General features: G+C 60.0%; 14 protein-coding genes and 1 pseudogene. 11 read left to right on the top strand and 4 right to left on the bottom strand.

Features of this window, described 5'->3' with window-relative positions:
- Nucleotides 1-7: 7 nt before the first annotated feature.
- The 11 genes from OIU37_RS21780 (at nucleotide 8) to OIU37_RS21830 (ending at nucleotide 11,781) form a co-directional block, all read left to right on the top strand.
- Nucleotides 8-2,245 (top strand): trehalase family glycosidase, encoded by a 2,238-nt coding sequence (locus OIU37_RS21780; protein ID WP_171603520.1) that lies wholly within the window; start codon nucleotides 8-10, stop codon nucleotides 2,243-2,245.
- Between the two features lie 365 nt (nucleotides 2,246-2,610).
- Nucleotides 2,611-3,687: a PotD/PotF family extracellular solute-binding protein gene (locus OIU37_RS21785; protein ID WP_171603521.1), complete on the top strand. Its 1,077-nt coding sequence runs from the start codon at nucleotides 2,611-2,613 to the stop codon at nucleotides 3,685-3,687.
- The gene (locus OIU37_RS21790; protein WP_171603522.1) at nucleotides 3,677-4,591 is read left to right on the top strand and encodes an ABC transporter permease; all 915 of its coding nucleotides are present in this window, start codon (nucleotides 3,677-3,679) and stop codon (nucleotides 4,589-4,591) included. The genes OIU37_RS21785 and OIU37_RS21790 overlap by 11 nt, the downstream gene beginning before the upstream one ends.
- A 10-nt stretch (nucleotides 4,592-4,601) precedes the next feature.
- On the top strand, nucleotides 4,602-5,381 hold the full coding sequence (locus OIU37_RS21795; protein ID WP_003554934.1) for an ABC transporter permease: 780 nt from the start codon (nucleotides 4,602-4,604) through the stop codon (nucleotides 5,379-5,381).
- The gene (locus OIU37_RS21800) at nucleotides 5,368-6,417 is read left to right on the top strand and encodes an ABC transporter ATP-binding protein (RefSeq protein ID WP_180697339.1); all 1,050 of its coding nucleotides are present in this window, start codon (nucleotides 5,368-5,370) and stop codon (nucleotides 6,415-6,417) included. The genes OIU37_RS21795 and OIU37_RS21800 overlap by 14 nt, the downstream gene beginning before the upstream one ends.
- The gene (locus tag OIU37_RS21805; RefSeq protein WP_171603524.1) at nucleotides 6,417-7,016 is read left to right on the top strand and encodes a cysteine hydrolase family protein; all 600 of its coding nucleotides are present in this window, start codon (nucleotides 6,417-6,419) and stop codon (nucleotides 7,014-7,016) included. Before OIU37_RS21800 ends, OIU37_RS21805 begins: the two co-directional genes overlap by 1 nt.
- 55 nt (nucleotides 7,017-7,071) lie before the next feature.
- Nucleotides 7,072-7,551 (top strand): MarR family winged helix-turn-helix transcriptional regulator, encoded by a 480-nt coding sequence (locus tag OIU37_RS21810; RefSeq protein ID WP_171603525.1) that lies wholly within the window; start codon nucleotides 7,072-7,074, stop codon nucleotides 7,549-7,551.
- 33 nt (nucleotides 7,552-7,584) lie between these two features.
- Nucleotides 7,585-9,927 carry a glycoside hydrolase family 3 C-terminal domain-containing protein gene (locus tag OIU37_RS21815; protein WP_171603526.1) on the top strand — a complete coding sequence of 781 codons (2,343 nt, stop codon included), beginning with the start codon at nucleotides 7,585-7,587 and terminating at the stop codon, nucleotides 9,925-9,927.
- A 16-nt stretch (nucleotides 9,928-9,943) separates the two neighbouring features.
- Nucleotides 9,944-10,273, top strand: a complete 330-nt coding sequence (locus tag OIU37_RS21820; protein ID WP_171603527.1) for an XdhC family protein — start codon at nucleotides 9,944-9,946, stop codon at nucleotides 10,271-10,273.
- Nucleotides 10,273-10,968, top strand: coding sequence for an XdhC family protein (locus tag OIU37_RS21825; RefSeq protein ID WP_171603528.1), 696 nt, complete (start codon nucleotides 10,273-10,275; stop codon nucleotides 10,966-10,968). Before OIU37_RS21820 ends, OIU37_RS21825 begins: the two co-directional genes overlap by 1 nt.
- Before the next feature lie 189 nt (nucleotides 10,969-11,157).
- On the top strand, nucleotides 11,158-11,781 hold the full coding sequence (locus OIU37_RS21830) for an NTP transferase domain-containing protein (RefSeq protein ID WP_171603529.1): 624 nt from the start codon (nucleotides 11,158-11,160) through the stop codon (nucleotides 11,779-11,781).
- Between the two features lie 575 nt (nucleotides 11,782-12,356).
- Here OIU37_RS21830 and OIU37_RS21835 read toward each other — a convergent pair.
- The 4 genes and pseudogenes from OIU37_RS21835 to OIU37_RS21850 all read right to left on the bottom strand — a co-directional run bounded on the left by OIU37_RS21835 (nucleotide 12,357) and on the right by OIU37_RS21850 (nucleotide 15,935).
- A complete protein-coding gene (locus tag OIU37_RS21835; RefSeq protein WP_264258658.1) occupies nucleotides 12,357-12,788 on the bottom strand; it encodes a response regulator in 432 nt (143 codons plus the stop codon).
- Nucleotides 12,785-13,908: pseudogene (locus OIU37_RS21840) on the bottom strand (PAS domain-containing protein). Before OIU37_RS21840 ends, OIU37_RS21835 begins: the two are co-directional and overlap by 4 nt.
- 345 nt (nucleotides 13,909-14,253) lie before the next feature.
- Nucleotides 14,254-14,796 carry a sensor histidine kinase gene (locus tag OIU37_RS21845; RefSeq protein WP_319004751.1) on the bottom strand — a complete coding sequence of 181 codons (543 nt, stop codon included), beginning with the start codon at nucleotides 14,794-14,796 and terminating at the stop codon, nucleotides 14,254-14,256.
- Nucleotides 14,742-15,935, bottom strand: coding sequence for a PAS domain S-box protein (locus OIU37_RS21850; RefSeq protein ID WP_319004752.1), 1,194 nt, complete (start codon nucleotides 15,933-15,935; stop codon nucleotides 14,742-14,744). The genes OIU37_RS21845 and OIU37_RS21850 overlap by 55 nt, the downstream gene beginning before the upstream one ends.
- Nucleotides 15,936-16,174: the final 239 nt, after the last annotated feature.

Below are 16,174 nucleotides of genomic sequence, written 5' to 3' on the forward strand. Positions count from 1 at the left end.
CAGACCCATGCTACAACATTCGACGATACCCCTGATGCGTGCCTGGAATAGCTGGTCCAACCGGCCGGCCGAAATGGTCTTCCTGCCGCTCGGCGTGCGGATCACACCGGTTCTCTATTCGACCCGCAGCAAGACGACCTCCGCGATCGAGCCGCGGCGCGATATGGTTCGCCTTGGCCGTCACGCCATCGACGGCTCGCTGATCGAGCTGGAGACCGACCACAGCGGTACGACGGTCGCCTTTTCGACGACGAAGACAGACCCCTTCGCCATACGCGGCAGCTGGAACGGCAAGGTATCGGCCGAGTGGGGGCTGCGCTTCTGGTTGACGCTGGCGATCTCGTCCGAGGGCGGCGAAGTGGCGATCCATGATACGGGCCGCAACATCACGCTGTTGAAGGTTGGCACGCGATTCGTGGCGGTCGCGACAGCCGAGGCGCCGGTGCACGTGACCGGTCACGACACGATTGACGCGCTGCGGGCGGACTTCGAGGAAAACGGCTACTTCTACACCGCCACCCGCCAGAACGAGGCACCGGTGATCGCCTTGCGCTTCAATCTCGAGATGATGCGCAAGGGGGCCTATGCTGCAGCCGTCGCCGACAGCGCGGAGCTAGCGATTGCCAAGGCGCAGGCCTGCCTTGCCGCCGGCGCGCCGGCAGAGATCGCCAATGCGCAGACCGGTGTGTTCGAGGGCGCGCTCGACGCGATGCGTGACGTCGTTGCCTGGAACACCATCTGGGACGAAACCAACGCGCGTTCCTACACCGCGGTCACCCGCATCTGGAACCTCGGGAAATTCGCCGTATGGTTCAACGACCAGATTTTCGCCGCCCTTCTTGCGGGCGTGTTCGACGCCGATCTGGCGCGCGAAAACATGGCAACGGCAATGGCGGGTGCGACGCCGCAGGGCAATATCGCCTGCATCGTCACCTCCAACGATGCATGGGTCGATCGCAGCCAACTGCCGTTCGGCGCGCTGGTCGTCTGGCAGCTCTACCAGCGGACGGGCGAGCGGTCGATGATCCAGGCAAGTTACGAGGCGCTGGTGCGCAATCGGCGCTGGTGGCAGGACAACCGTGATCCGGACGGTTTGGGCCTGCTGTCCTGCGGCACCTCCGATGTGGGCGAGGGCCTCTACAAGGGGACGGCCTTTGCCGCGCGCAACGAGACCGGCATGGACAATTCCGCGACCCATGACGAGGCGATCTACGATCCCGTCACCCGGACGCTGTCGACCTTCGATCTCGGCCTCAACTGCGCGGCCGCTCTCGATGCCGAGATGCTCGCGAAAATGGCCGCCGTGCTCGGCAAGGATGACGATGCCCGCGAATTCGCCGCCTTGGCCGAACGTCAGCGGACGCTGATCTCGCAGACGCTCTGGGATGAGAGCCGCGGCATCTTCGCCAATCGCCAGCGGCGCGGCGGTTTCGTGCGCTCGCTGTCGCCGACCAGCTTCTACCCGCTGCTGTGCGGCGCCGCGACGCCGGCGCAGGCGGCGCGTCTGCTCGAGCATCTGAGCGATGAGACGACCTTCGGCGGCGATTTCGTGCTGCCGAACGCAACGCGAGACGATCCGGCCTTCGCCGACAACGTCTATTGGCGCGGCCGCATCTGGCCGAACGTCAACTATATGGTCTGGCTTGGCCTGCGGCGCTACGGTTTCGTGGCGAAGGCGAGCAAGCTGGCAAGCCAGAGCTACGACCTGTTCATGAAGAACTGGCGTTACGATCGCATCGCCGCCGAAAATTACAACGCGGTGACCGGCGAAGCAATGGATCAGGGCGATACCGATCCGTTCTACATCTGGGCCGCCATGCTGCCGCTGATGGCTGCCAGTGAGATCGTTGACTTCGATCCGTGGACCGGATGGACGGTGCGCCATGCCGGCCGGGATGTGGTGCTCGGACCTATGGTCTCGCCGTCGGGAACGCTCGAGCTGGTCGTCAAGTCCGGGACCCTGGTGATGACATTGAACGGTCACGCAGCGCTGAAGACAGATCTGCACACTACGCTGTCGCGCATCGTCTTCGCCGCCGGGCGGGTGGCCTGCACGATTGCTCCGGTCTCCGAGGCTGGTTTCATCGAGTTGCCAGGCTTGGCATTGGGCGATGTTCTTGCCGCCCGTATCAACGGGCAGGACATCAACTATGTGTCGGGCGGCGACGGAATACGTGTCATGATTGCTGGACACGCTGAGGATCGCCGGCTGGACGTCTATTTTTCATCGTCAAGCGCTCACTAAAGCAAGGCAGTGCTTGACAGGTCTCGATTCCTAACCGATAGTTTGTATACAAATAAAATAAAAGACTGATGCTAAAGTCAGAGGGTTGAACGAACAGCTTGCAGGAGATCCTTGGATTCATGCCGGCCGCTCAATGAAGTGATGTGCTCTTCTTCGAGAAGTGGTGTGCCGCTGCGTCGTGGCGCGCGCTTCATTTCGCCGAGACGTCAGTGCTTCACGTACAATGCTCATCTGCTTTTAGTATGCATGCAAACGATTAAGCGTGCTTTGGCACGTTGTTTGTTTTCAAGCTAGCCGATCCGTTGAGGTCGATGACCGCGGGTCATGATGGTCCATAACTGTGTATCTTCAAGAGGGGTGCCACAATGACTGAACTCACCAGACGCAACACAATGAAGTTGATGTCCGCAGCACTGATTGCTGGCGTCAGCATCTCCACCTTGCCGCGCAAAGCCTTTTCGGCCGGATCCATCACGGTCCTCAACTGGCAGGGCTACGGCACCGACGAAGCCTGGTCGCTGAAGGCTTTCACCGAAAAGACGGGCATCAAAGTCGTCCATGACTACTACAGCTCGGAATCGGAAATGCTGACCAAGATGCGCACGAATCCGGGCGCCTACGATCTTGTTATCCTCAACGCCGCGCGCTGCGCCCAGGCGGTTGCCGAAGACCTGCTGCAGCCGATCGATTTCAGCAAGGTTCCAAACGCGTCAACAGTCGACGAGACCCTGCGCGCCAACCCGAACTTCAGCAAGGATGGCAAGGGTTACGCCGTTCCGTGGGTCTGGGGCATGACCTCGCTTGCCATCCGTGAAGGCATGACCGTTCCCGACAGTTACGCGGTGCTCGCCGACCCGGCCTATAAGGGCCGCGTTGCCATGGACGACGACGCCATCATCAATGTCGGCGTTGGCGCGCTGATGAGCGGGCAGGACATCAACGATCCCAAGGATCTGGCTGCTGTTACGGCCGCGCTGAAATCGATCAAGCCGAACGTCAAGTTGCTGTGGTCGACGGAAGATCAGTGGAACAAGTCGTTCGCCGCCAAGGAATTCGACCTGTCGCTGTTCTGGTCGGGCGGCTCGGTGCGATCCAAGCGCGTTTCCAAACTCCCGGTTCAGTTCGTAGTGCCTAAGGAAGGCGGCGTCGGTTGGGTCGATGGTCTCGGTGTTCCGACATCGGCTCCGAATCCAGAAGGTGCTCTTGCCTTCGTCAACTGGATGATCGATCCGACATTCTATGTCGAATGGGCAACCAAGATTGGGGCCCCTGCTTCTTCAAATTCGGCAGCCCTTTCAGCACTTCCTGCCGACGATCTCACCCGCCTGGTACACAAGACCGAATATTTGAAGACGACGTCCTTTGTCTCGGGCATTCCCGACGACCGGCGCGAAGCCTTCAACAATATCTGGCAGGAAGTGAAAGCCTTCTATGCAGAATGATCGTCTGACATCAGCGTCAGAGCGCGGACCTTCGGGTCCGCGCAGCCGGCGCCCGCTCCCGCCATGGGTTTCGACGACGGCGCTGCTGCTGCCGACCTATGGGTGGCTGACACTTGCCGTCTTTCTGCCGCTGCTGACCATGTTCGTGTTCAGCTTCATGTCGGCGACACCGATGGGCAAGACCCCGATCGTCTTTACGCTGAAGCAGTACCGCGCGTTTATCGATCAACCCTATCTGGTCGGGATCGGCATTACGTCGCTGCTGATCGGCTTCTGGACGACGCTGTCCTGCGCCGTGCTTGGTTTCCTGGCGGCCGTGGCGCTGGTCCGCTCGACCTTCGGCAAGACGCGCGAGATGTTGTTGATCCTCATTCTCCTGCCATTCTGGACCAACGGTCTTGTGCGCGTCTTTTCGTGGACCATGGTCCTGCGCGAAAACGGCTTTCTCGACAGTCTGCTGCATATGATTGCTCCGGACGCGGGTTCCATCGGCTTTCTCTACACGCGCTATGCCGTAGTGGTTGGTCTTGTTCACGGCTACCTGCCGTACATGATCCTGACCTGCTACATAGCGCTGGTGGCCATCGACGACGCGATCATTGAGGCTGCTTCAAGCCTCGGCGCGCGCTGGTGGACCATCCTGTTCAAGATCTTGATGCCGCTTGCGGCTCCCGGACTGATCTCCGGCGCCGTTTTGATCTTCATTCCGGTCATCGGTTCATTCATGGAACCGCGCATTCTGGGCGGTCGTGTCGGCGTGACCATGGGAACGGTGATCGAGGATCAGTTCACCCAGGCCTTCAACTGGCCCTTGGGTGCATCGTTGTCCTTTACGCTGCTGGCTGTCGTGCTCGCAATTTTCGCAACCTTCTCCGGTGTCCTGCGCCGCGGAACGGCCGCTTGAGGAAGGGATCATGAAAACGCTCGGTCCAATCTATCTCATCGCCATCCTCATCTTCCTCTACACACCCATTCTCGTGATGATGGCGATGGGATTCAACGCTTCGCCACTTTACGAACTGCCATTCCATTTCTCGCTGCAATGGTACGACGCGCTCTGGGACAACAGCATCCTTCTGACGGCGGGTCTGAACAGTCTGGTGATCGCGAGTATCACCGCGGTTCTGGCGACGGCTTTGGGTACCATGGCGTCCGTTGCGCTGTCGCGCCGGACCTTTCGCGGCAGAAGTCTCCTGCAACTGATGCTGCTGCCGCCGATTGCCATTCCCTGGCTGATCACCGGCACGGCCATGCTGATCTTCTTCTATTGGACCGGTATCGGGCGCGGCATGCATGCCCTTTTGATCGGTCACGTCGCGCTTGCCATCCCCTACGTTGTTCTGGTCGTCGGCACGGGCTTCAAGACAATCCGTGCCGACCTTGAAGAAGCCGCGATGAGCCTTGGTTCGACACCGGTTCACGCCTTCTTCTCGGTGACGCTACCGCTGCTTTATCCGAGCATCCTTGGCGCTGCGCTCTTCGCCTTCGCCGTGTCGCTCGACCAGTTCGTGATTTCCTACTTCCTCGCAACGCCCGGATACACCACCCTGCCGGTGCAGATCTACTCCTCGATCCGCAAGGGCTTCACCCCTGAAATCAACGCGATCTCCACCGTGCTTCTGCTCGGCTCGATGACGATCATCCTGATTTTTGCGCGCTTCGCCAAGCCCGGAGACACAAGTGACAAACGTTAAAGTCAATTCCGTCGCCAAGACCTACGGCACCACACCGGTCCTGTCCGATATCACCACCGAGTTCCCTGAAGGCTCTTTCACCAGCCTTCTCGGCCCATCCGGCTCCGGCAAGACCACACTGCTGCGCATCATCGCGGGCTTTATCAAGCCCGACCAGGGCGTCGTCACGATCGGCAACAATGATGTCACCGACATTCCGGTCTGGGGCCGTAACATCGGCATGATGTTCCAGTCCTACGCGCTGTTCCCGCATATGACGATTGCCCAGAACGTCGCCTTCGGTCTCGAACGCCGGGGCATCAAGGGTGCTGCCGCCCGCAAGGAAGTCGACCGCGCGCTGGAAATGGTGCATCTGCCTGGATTTGCCGATCGCATGCCCAAGCAGCTGTCCGGGGGCCAGCAGCAGCGCGTTGCGCTGGCCCGCGCCATGGTCATCAAGCCGAGCGTGCTGCTCCTCGACGAGCCGCTGTCGGCGCTCGATCGGCGCCTGCGCCAGGAAATGCAGGTCGAACTGCTGCGCATCCAGCGCGAAAGCGGCCTGACGACGATCTTCGTCACCCACGACCAGGAAGAGGCGCTGACGCTGTCCGATAACGTAGCGATCCTCGACAAGGGCCGCATCGTCCAGATCGGCGAGCCGGAAACCGTCTATGAGCGACCGCTGACGCGCTTTGCCGCCGAATTCCTCGGCGACTCCAACTTCCTCACCGGCACCGTGGAGAACGGCGCTGTGCGTCTCGCCGATGGGACGGTAATTCAGAGCACCGGGACGTTGCCATCAAGCGGCTCGAACGTCACGCTCGCCGTACGTCCCGAGAAGATGTCGATCGCATCGGGTCCGACGGATGGCAACAGCCTGACGGCGCGCATCACCACCGTCATCTATGCAGGTCCCGTGCTGTCCTATCTGCTGGAAACCGCAGATGGTCTGCCGCTGAAGCTGCTTGCACAGAATCGTGATGGCAAAGTCCTGAGCGATGGCGACACCATCACCCTGACCTGGGCCGCGGAACACACCGTCCCGGTGGCCGACTGATGATGGCACCCGCGCCACTCTCCAGGAATGCGCTGCATGTCGTCATCGACATGCAACGCCTCTTCGCTGAGCAAACGGCGTGGTATACGCCAGCGATCGAAGGCATCCTGCCCAATGTGGTGGCGCTCAGCAAAGCGCGGCCCGCTGAGACTGTCTTTGCTCGCTTCATGGTGCCCCAAAATGCCGAAGGTGCAATGGGCCGCTGGAAGACCTACTATCGTCGCTGGTCATCGGTGACGCTGGATGAGCTCGATATCGCCATGCTGGATCTGGTCGCGCCGCTTACAGCGATAGCCGCTCCAGGCTCCATCGTCGACAAAAAGACCTACTCGGTCTTTGGCTCGCCCGGGTTTACTGCGCGCTTGCAAGGATCGGCAACCGACACGCTGATTTTCTCGGGCGTCGAGACCGACGTCTGCGTCTACGCCAGCGTTCTTGATGCGGTCGACGCCGGCTACCGGGTCATCCTCGCCGAGGACGCACTGGCAAGCGGCGACTTGAAGGCGCACGCCATGGTCATCGAGATCCTGGCGCCAAGGCTTTCGGAGCAGATTGAAATTCTAACGACAGAAGCCATTCTGAAATTATGGCGAGAGTAAATTCGGCAGCGCCATTGCCGGTCACCACGACGAACAGGCAGATTTGAGAGATCCTATGGACGTTCCGTTCAAAGAAAAAGGCGGCCGACAAAAGACCGCAGCGACCGAGGCGCCCGGCCAGCAGGCACAGTATGCGCTTGGCGAGCAGATCGGCTTCTATCTGCGCCAGGCCAACCAGCGGCACGTGGCGATCTTTGCGAGCCTGATGGCGGAGAAGCTGACCACCACCCAATGGGCGGCGCTCGTCAGGCTGAAGGACCTGCAGCCCTGTTCACAGGGCAATCTCGGCCGCGAGACCGCCATGGATATGGCGACCATCAAGGGCGTCGTCGACCGTCTGGTAAAACGTGGGCTGGTGCACACCGCACCCGACGCCACCGACGCGCGCCGGCTGGTGCTGACGTTGACGCCGGAAGGCGAGGCGACAGTGGACCGCAACCTGTCGGTCGCACTGCAGATCTCGCAGGAAACGCTGAGCACGCTGACGCTTGCCGAGCGGATGATGCTGATGGAACTCCTTCAGAAGATCTGTTGACACACGCCTGATCCGCAGTACCGGAGACCAATCATGTTCCAGCCGAGCGACGCCGACATTCGAACGCTTGTCGATCAGATGACGGTGACCGAAAAGGTCGAACTCCTGAGCGGGCGTGGCCTGTGGAAGACGGCATCGATCAGCAGGCTCGATGTTCCTTCGATCGTCATGACCGATGGGGCCTATGGGGTGCGCTATTCGACCACCCAGATCGACGCCGGCGACAACGACGAAGACAGTCTGCGGGCGTTCCTCGATCTCGTCGGGCAACAGGGCGACGGATCGGGCGGCATGTTCGGTGCCACCCGTCCAGCCACGTGCTTTCCCAACGGCAATCTGCTGGGCTGTTCCTGGGATATTGATCTTGCCTATCGCATGGGCGCTGCGCTGGCGGCGGAGTGCCAGGATTTCGGGGTTCATCTGCTTTTAGGCCCCGGCATCAACATAAGGCGCACGCCGCTGGCCGGGCGGGCCTACGAGTATTACTCCGAGGATCCTGTTATTAGCGGCGACATGGCATCAGCCGTCATCTGCGGATTGCAGGATAACGGCGTCGGGGCGTCGCTCAAGCATTTCGCCTGCAACAATTCCGAAATCGAGCGAACCACCACCAGTTCCGATGTCGATGAGCGCGCCCTGCGCGAAGTATACTTGGCAGGCTTCGAGCGGGCCATCGAAAAGAGCGCGCCGTGGACCGTGATGAGCGCTTATAATCCGCTGAACGGCATCCAGGCCGCCGAACATCATTGGCTGCTGCGCACGGTGCTGCGCGAGGAATGGGGCTTTGACGGGCTTGTCGTGTCCGATTGGCATGCGATCAAGGATCGTGGCGCAGCACTCGATGCCGGCACCGAACTGGACATGCCGGAAAGCAAGCCCCGCAAGGCGCGTCTCCATGCATCGATCAACGCCGGCGACGTGGCGCCCGAGGTGATCGATGCCGCCTGCGCGAGAGTTCTGGCGTTCGTGCGCAAGTGCAAGTTGGGCGAGCGGCGCGGCACGCCGGCGGGTCTCGAGGCGCATCATGCGCTGGCGCGCGACATAGCGGCGGAATCGATCGTGCTGCTGCGCAACCAAGACCAGGCGCTGCCGCTCGATCCCGACCGGGCGGGTGAGCTTCTCATTGTCGGCGACGGCGCCGTCACCCCTGTAATCCAGGGCTCCGGTTCGGCGACTACCAATCCCTATCGCGTCGACAGTCCATTCGTTCGGATCGCTGCGCGGGCAGGAGACAGCCTGAAGGTCCGGCATCTGCCCTTCTCGCCGGTCGCGCAGCCCGACGTGACGGCGTCGATCGAGGTGATCGTCGAAGCCGCGGAGCGTGCCGATGTAGTTGTCGTGTTTGCGGAAAACGAGAAGAGCCGTCACGGCGAGGGCAACGACCGCGACACACTGAAACTCGCCGCCAGCCACGATGCACTCATCACGGCGTTGGCGGCGACAGGTCGCAAGCTCGTCGTCGTGCTCTCGATGCCAGACACGGTCGAGATGCCATGGATCGGAAATGTCGACGCCGTCCTGGCCAGTTTCTATGCCGGGCAGGGAGGTGGCGAAGCACTGGCCCGCATCCTGTTTGGCGAGCAGAACCCGTGCGGCAAGCTCTCCGCCAGCATGCCGGTTCGCATGCAGGATATTCCGGGCTGGCACACCTATCCGGGCGAGCATGGCCGGCATGTCTATAGCGAGGGCATTTTCGTTGGTTACCGGTTCTACGATCTGAAGGCGATGACGCCAGCCTTTCCGTTCGGACATGGGCTCAGCTACACCACGTTCGCCTATGAGGATCTCAGGCTCGATACGCAGGAGATCACGCCCGGCGCCGGCTGCACCGCCGCCCTTACCATCCGCAACACAGGTACGGTTGCCGGTAAGGAAATCGTGCAACTCTATGTCCGGCCGATTAAGCCGGGTCTCAAACGACCCGTCCGTGAGCTTAAGTGCTTCACCAAGCTTCATCTGGCGCCAGGAGAAGCGAAGACGGTAACGCTTGGGCTGGCGCAGCGCGATTTCCAGTATTTCGACACGTCGCGTTCGGCTTGGGTTCTTGACGCTGAGGCTTTTGTAATCGAAGCGGCTGCATCCTCCAGAGATATCCGCTTGTCGATCACCTTGCCATGCAGGTCGGAGGCTGCGGCCCTGCCGACGATTTCGGCCAATTCTCCGACAGCGCTTGTCTTTGCCCACCCGAACGCCGAGGCCGCTCTCGTTCGTTTCTTCGTCAGCAGGCTTTCGATCTCCGCTGCCGAAGCCATGGCCCTTCTTGCCAAGACAAAGGGCTCCTTTCTCGGCTTCTACGACACTTTGAGCTGGTATGTCGGAGACTGTGTCAAAGAGGCGGATATTGCCGAAGTCTTTTCAGAACTAAACCAACACTAGATTGAGGCCCGCAGGAATGACCATCCAGACGAACCTGACCGACCCGCTGCTGACGGCCGAGCACTGGATGGAAGCGGGCCGAGCCGTTGCGATTGCGACGGTGATCGAGACGTGGGGTTCGGCGCCGCGTCCGGTTGGCAGTCAGCTGGTGGTCGATGGTGATGGCAACTTCGAGGGTTCGGTTTCCGGTGGCTGCGTCGAGGGTGCGGTGGTTGCCGCCGCTGCCGAGGTGATTGCCGCCGGCAAGGCGCAGATGCTGGAATTCGGCGTTGCGGACGAGACCGCCTGGCGCGTCGGGCTGTCGTGCGGCGGGCGCATCCGTGTCTTTGTCGAGAGGCTCGGCTGATGCTCCGCGACAGCCTGCAGCGTTTGAATGCCGCGCGCCGGAAACGTCTCGCCGTCGTGCTGCTGACAGATTTTCGGGGAGAAGAGCATATCTTCCTGGAAGGGGATCCGGTCGAGCCGCCATTTGCCGCGCTCGTCGAAGGCGCCTTTCGGTCTGGCCGCTCGATGGCTTTCGACACGATAGATGCCAGCGGCTTCCTCAATGTCTACATACCTGCCCCGCGCATCGCCGTCATCGGCGCCGTCCATATCAGCCAGTATCTGACGCCGATGGCAAGGTTGGCCGGCTTCGATGTGCGCATCATCGATCCGCGCACAGCCTTTGCGACGCGTGATCGCTTTCCCGATGTGCAGATGTGCACCGATTGGCCCGTTGATGCATTGATGGCGGATCCACTCGACCGCTATACCGCCTTAGTCGCACTCACCCACGATCCCAAGATCGATGATTTTCCCCTGGCCGAGGCATTGCGCACCGGCTGCTTCTATATCGGCGCGCTCGGCAGCCGAAAGACCCACGCAGCGCGGACAAGCCGCCTTGCTGCACACGGCTTCGGTGCCGATGCGCTTTCAACGATCCACGCGCCGATCGGGCTCGACATCGGCGCATCCAATCCAGCTGAGATCTCCGTAGCGATCCTTGCTCAGGTCATCAAAGCGCTTCGCACGAGCAGCCGCCAGACGATGCCTGCGTAGCGCCTACGGAGGGGCTCACCCTCTGACGATGACGCAGATGGAAAATAGCTTGCCTGGACGCTAAGCTGCTGCAAGGCGTTGTTTCGAAGACGCATTGCTGCCGATGTAAAAGCCGCTGCACATTCGCGACCTCGCAACTTGGAGCTTGTCGACGGAGGACGCTGCGGCGCTGGTGGGATCGGGAAATAGATGGGAGCAGAGCCGAAGGTATCAATCGTCGTGCTGGCGGCTGGCTTGGCAACGCGCATCGGCTCGAATGGCGGGCACAAGCTTTTGGCTATGTTTGACAGGATGCCGCTCGTGCGTCGCTCGGCTTTGGTCGCCAAGGCCAGTACCGCCCTTTCCATCGTCGTCGTCGTCGGCCATCGGCAAGACGATATCCGCGACGTTCTCACCGGCCTGCCCCTGCATATTATCGTCAATCCAGACTACGGAGCGGGCATGTCGAGTTCACTGGCGGCCGGATTTGCTGCTGCTGTAGCCGACGGCGCCGATGGTGTTCTGATCTTCCTTGCCGATATGCCAGGCATTTCTACAGACAATCTGAATCAGCTGATTGACGCGTTCCAAGTCGCGGACGGCGCCGCAATCGTTTGCGCCGCTTCTGAGGGTATGCGAGGCAACCCGGTAATCTTGCCACGGTCCCTTAACGACAGCGTTCTCCGCTTGAGGGGCGATATCGGTGCCCGTGACCTGATCAGAACATCGGGGCTGCAGGTGATTGAGGTCGAGATAGGAACTGCGGCGCTAACCGATGTCGATACCGGGGAGGCGATTGTCGCAGCCGGTGGCATTCCTGTTGAGGACTGCTAAGCGATGCCGCCGCTCCACCCAGCGGATTCTCACGGCTTCTGAGCGCCTACGATGAAGAGTTCCACGTCACCGTGGTCATCTGTCATGCGGTCTTAGCCCGTCGAAGCCGTTAGGCTGCCAACTGCGTACCCCGGCGACCAGTCCGTCGCGCCGCAGGAAGGCAGGTCGTTATCAAAACAGGCAGAAGATAATTGAGGAAGACCCTTTCGCGTTGCCTTCAGCCGGTTTGAAGACTGGGGCCGCCGCCGAAAGTACATTGGCATCATAGTTCCATAAATTGGCGTTACGCCTCAAAAGCTGAGATTTGTCAGCACCTTAGGCGGTTCGTGAGCTAATCGAATATGTGTGTCGCCGTTTCCGATCCCATCAAGAGCAACTCTTCTTCGCGTTTCAGTTTCGAGCAACGTGCAAACATATTGTTACCCCTCGTTCCCGAAAGCCACCCGGTTTATTGCCATCGTCGATCGCTTGAGCTTTCGATGGTGCGGACACAGGCAAAGCCAGTTAAAACTCTGCCCACGGTTCATAAACAGCTCGCCCACCGTTCGCCTGACGACTGCCCAGGCTACTCGAGGTTATAGTTGCCTGGAGTACACCCGGGGCTGAACGTCTTCGGCGAGAACAAGGCTTGCGGGCGGAGCGATATCTTCTTCACCCACCAGGATTGCCGAGATATAAGCGAGCGCGTTCTTCATGCCGTTCGTTGTGTAGGGCTTTTCAATGGCGCCGAGGGCGCCTGCGAAGTCCGGTGGGATTTTCTTGATGTTACCGCTGACGAATACGTATGGAATGTCTTTCGCTGCCAGATCGCGGCCGACGTCGATGCCTGTTGGACCGTCCTGCAGATGAATATCGACGAAAGCAAAATCCGGGCGGTGCCCTTTTACGAGGCCACTCGCTTGTTCGCGGTTCATCGCGGTCCCAACCACCTCGTGACCGGCCATCTCGACCTCGCTTTCGAGCTCCATGGCGAGCAGCATCTCGTCCTCGACAATCATCACCTTCAATGCGCGCTCTCCTGTGCGTCGACCATCAGTGTGACATCGACGGTCGTGCGATGCCCTTCGATCCGCTTCTCGATTTTAGCGTCAACCTGCTTGGCGGAGGTTTCAAGAAGAATACGGCCGATCTCGGCCACGTCTTCATCGACTTCGACCGGTATGGAGGTGTCCTCCACTCTGATGAGGAAATGGCCGTTCAATCGCTTCACCACCACGTGGATATCGCCCCCGCCGTCGCTCAAGCCGCGCCGGACGGCGTCGCCGACAAGCTCGTTGACGATCAGCGCCAGCGGGGTCGCCTTCACGGCCGGTACGTAGAGCGGATATAGATCGAGCGTCAGTCGGATATCCTCGCGCCCAACGGCTTCGACCAGATCGGTGACGAGTTCTTTCGTGAAGTCCGCGACATCGAACCGCGAGACGTCCTCTAGCGTGAACAACTTCCTTTGAACCGTGCTTAACGCCTCCACGCGGTTGAGCACGGACCTCAAAGCGCGTTTCTGGCCTTCATCCCTGGTGATGCGGGTCTGGAGTTTTACGATCGAGGCCATGGTCAACAGGTTGTTCTTGACGCGGTGATCGACCTCGTGGACGAGCAGCGATCGTGCTTTCAGCGCCGTCTCGAGTTTCTCAGTGTTGGCGGCGACTTCCTCTTCGGCACGATGCCGTGCCGCCGCAAGATCGGCCTCTCGGGATCTTACATTGGTGAAGTCGAGCTGGGACGCGAAGAAGTAAACGATCTTATCGGTTTGGTCGCGCACCGGAGATAGGAACAAAGCATTCCAGAACGGCTCGCCATCCTTCTTGTAGTTCAAGATGTCGATGGCGATATCCGAACCGGCGCTGACCGCCGCCCGAATCCTGCCACCGTTGCTGGGTTGGTTTCGGGACCTTGCAGGAAGCGGCAGTTGCGACCGACTGCCTCGCTACTTGAGTAGCCGGTCAGTTTCTCAAAGGCGGCATTGCAGAATATGATGGGATTGTCTGCCTGGTTCGGATCCGTGACGATCATCGGCATCCGGGTGGCTTTGAAGGCCGCGGCAAAGGGGTCTTCGCGAACATGTCGGGCAACCAGGCGTTCCCCGGCATCTTGCGCTTCTGCTCGTTTTTGGTCTTTTTCCTGCATGGTGACCTGGTGATTTCTAGTCATCGACGTAATGCACGGCGGTTCTTCGAGTTCCCGCTCGTCCCTGGGAGACAGCGGTCATTTTCCGACTGCTAATCCGGCCATGGAAACGCACGAAAAAGTAGGACGGGAAGTCGCTCCTTCAAGGATTTGCACAGCAAGCGCCGATGCATAAAACTGGAGCTTTTGAAGCAAGGTGGGCGACGTCGTGAATGAGTCGAGCGCGAACATTGCTCGGCTATCGCCGGTCCGGCCCTAGCCTTACCAGTTCCCCGCCCGGATCCAGGACCGCCTCGATCTCGCACTTGACGCCGGTGGGATCATAGCTGATCGTCGAGCGGCCGTTTAGCTCGGCTGCCAGAAGCCTCTCAACCAACGCGAGCCGAATCCCTTCCGCGTCGGCGGTTGTACCGTCGGGCCGTCCCGTTCGATCCATTTGAACCGCAGCCTCCCGACCGGCTCCTCGAAGCTCCACGATATCGCGACTTTCCCTTGAACGACGGACAACGCACCATATTTCGCGGCGTTTGTCGCAAGTTCGTGGATGGCGAGAGAGAACGAAACGACAGCCTTCTGAGGCAATAGCACAGCGCAGCCCTCGATCTCGAAGCGTTCAGGCGGATAGGGCTCCAGCACTTGAATGACCAATTCTCTCAGATCAGCACGCTGCCAGTCCCGATGCGTAAACAAATCGTGCGCCTTCGCCATCGAAATAAGGCGATCCTGGAAGGCATTCACCTGGTCTCGACCTGTTCCCTCCTGATCCAGGGTCTGTCTAGCAATAGCAATGACAGTGGAGAACGCATTCTTGACGCGGTGACTGAGCTCGCTGGTCAGCACTGCCTGCAGACGTTCGGCCTCCTTTCGGGCCGTGATGTCCTGGGACATCTTGGAAGCGCCGACCGTTTTTCCAGTACTATCGTAAATCGGGGAAACGCTGAGATGTACGTCGCCAGGCGGCCATCCTTCCTTCGACGCTGCGTCTCGTAAGGCTCCACGACTTTTCCCGCGCTAACCTTCCGAATAATTTCCGGCTCCTCGTCGCGACGTTCCTCCGGGACGAGCATCAGAACCGACTTTCCCACGGCCTCGTCGCACGAGTATCCGTAAAGCCTTTCGGCGGCTGCATTCCAGCTGGTGATCGTCATGTTCAGATCGATCCCGAGGATGGCATCATTCGAAGAAGCGATGATGGATGCAAGCAGACGTTCCGCTTCCTGGGCGCTCTTCCTTGCCGAGATATCAATGGCGATAAAACCAACCTGCAGTATTGATCCATTGTCATCTTTAAGGGCCGAGACCGAGACCGACGTCCATACGATACTTCCGTCCTTCCGCAAGCATCGCTTTTCCATGTCGAAGGGTTCGCCCGTTTCGACAAGGTTTCGGAAAAGCCGCTCGGCCTCCGGGCGGTCGTCCGGAAACGTCAAATCCTGGAACAGGATGCCCGCAAGCTCCTCTCTGTGGTAACCGAGCATCTCGCAGAAGCGCTGGTTGACGAGGGTCATCCGGCCATCGAGGTTGGTCTGCCCGATACCCGCAGCGGATTGCGAAAATAACGCGCGCAGACGTTCCTCGCTTTCCCTGAGCGCTTGCTGCGAACGAACCCTTTCTGTGGTTTCGCTGACGATACAAAAGACGCCGCGGACGCGACCGGTTTCGTCGTTGATCGGCGAATAGGAAATATCGAAGTAAACGGTCTCCGGATGTCCATGGCGCTCGATGTAGAATGGTCGATCCTTGGCGGAAACGGTTTCGCCAGCATGAAGGACGCGATCTAACAAAGGCTGGAGGTCATCCCAAAGCTCGCTCCAGTTTTCCCTTGCCGGTCGTCCGAATGCACGCGGATGCCTAAGGCCGATCGTCGGCGCGTAAGCGTCGTTATAAAGAGCCACATACTGGTCCCCCCAGAACATGACGATCTGGGCATGCGAAGGAAGCATGATGTCCACGGCGGACTTCAGACAAGCGGGCCACTCGGACGGCGGTCCCAGGATGGAGTCGTCCCAAAGCCCGCGCTCGATCATATGCGCTATTCCCGCACACATGGTTTCGTTCAATCCGACTGCAGACACATCACGCCCTAAAAGAAACAAAAGGTTGGAGATGCGAACTTCAGCCCCTTGAACGCGATAACAAGGGGAGACGCCCACCACCCTGGGCGCTCTTTCAGCGGTAACTCTCTGATGGAGGCGACGCGAAGGACGGCAGCGACAGAAAGCTCCTCCAGCCCGTCCGAGCGCCGATGCCTGCATCCTCCTCGGTC

It is taken from the genome of Rhizobium sp. BT-226, assembly GCF_025847085.2.
Classification (GTDB): Bacteria; Pseudomonadota; Alphaproteobacteria; order Rhizobiales; family Rhizobiaceae; genus Rhizobium; species Rhizobium sophorae.

Bases quoted from the DNA above. Each gene is read 5' to 3' on its own strand.
- OIU37_RS21850 (WP_319004752.1), bottom strand. From the start codon at position 15,935: ATGATCGAGCGCGGGCTTTGGGACGACTCCATCCTGGGACCGCCGTCC.
- OIU37_RS21805 (WP_171603524.1), top strand. From the start codon at position 6,417: ATGATGGCACCCGCGCCACTCTCCAGGAATGCGCTGCATGTCGTCATC.
- OIU37_RS21845 (WP_319004751.1), bottom strand. From the start codon at position 14,796: ATGTCCCAGGACATCACGGCCCGAAAGGAGGCCGAACGTCTGCAGGCA.
- OIU37_RS21830 (WP_171603529.1), top strand. From the start codon at position 11,158: ATGGGAGCAGAGCCGAAGGTATCAATCGTCGTGCTGGCGGCTGGCTTG.
- OIU37_RS21785 (WP_171603521.1), top strand. From the start codon at position 2,611: ATGACTGAACTCACCAGACGCAACACAATGAAGTTGATGTCCGCAGCA.
- OIU37_RS21810 (WP_171603525.1), top strand. From the start codon at position 7,072: ATGGACGTTCCGTTCAAAGAAAAAGGCGGCCGACAAAAGACCGCAGCG.
- OIU37_RS21790 (WP_171603522.1), top strand. From the start codon at position 3,677: ATGCAGAATGATCGTCTGACATCAGCGTCAGAGCGCGGACCTTCGGGT.
- OIU37_RS21795 (WP_003554934.1), top strand. From the start codon at position 4,602: ATGAAAACGCTCGGTCCAATCTATCTCATCGCCATCCTCATCTTCCTC.
- OIU37_RS21820 (WP_171603527.1), top strand. From the start codon at position 9,944: ATGACCATCCAGACGAACCTGACCGACCCGCTGCTGACGGCCGAGCAC.
- OIU37_RS21815 (WP_171603526.1), top strand. From the start codon at position 7,585: ATGTTCCAGCCGAGCGACGCCGACATTCGAACGCTTGTCGATCAGATG.
- OIU37_RS21825 (WP_171603528.1), top strand. From the start codon at position 10,273: ATGCTCCGCGACAGCCTGCAGCGTTTGAATGCCGCGCGCCGGAAACGT.
- OIU37_RS21780 (WP_171603520.1), top strand. From the start codon at position 8: ATGCTACAACATTCGACGATACCCCTGATGCGTGCCTGGAATAGCTGG.